The 354-nt window shown below is 65.8% G+C and carries 1 protein-coding gene; it reads left to right on the forward strand.

The window, feature by feature from the left end; all coding sequences use genetic code 11:
* Positions 1 to 354, forward strand: a 354-nt coding sequence (locus B7449_RS17875; RefSeq protein WP_048883983.1) for a zinc-binding dehydrogenase, incomplete at both ends; no start/stop codon positions are given.

Raw genomic sequence — 354 nt, forward strand, 5'->3', positions numbered from 1 at the left:
TTCGATCGCCTGGATATCCGTCGGTCAGTCCCCGGCGTGAAGCCGGCCGTGCTGATTATCGGCGGCGCTGGCGGGGTCAGCTCCATCGCCATCCAGCTGGCCCGGGTCCTGACCGATGTCACGGTCGTCGCCACCGCCTCCCGGCCAGAAACGCGCGACTGGGTGACATCTCTCGGAGCGCATTATGTGGTGGATCACAGCAGGCCTCTTGCCGCGCAGGTCGCGGCCCTTCCGACCGGCGCTCCCGGCTTCGTCTTTTCCACGACACAGACCGATCGGCATATGCCAGAGATTGTCGAGCTGATCGCGTCCCAGGGGCATTTCGGCCTGATTGATGACCCGGCCGCGCTCGAC

This window comes from Komagataeibacter intermedius TF2, assembly GCF_000964425.1.
GTDB lineage: Bacteria > Pseudomonadota > Alphaproteobacteria > Acetobacterales > Acetobacteraceae > Komagataeibacter > Komagataeibacter intermedius.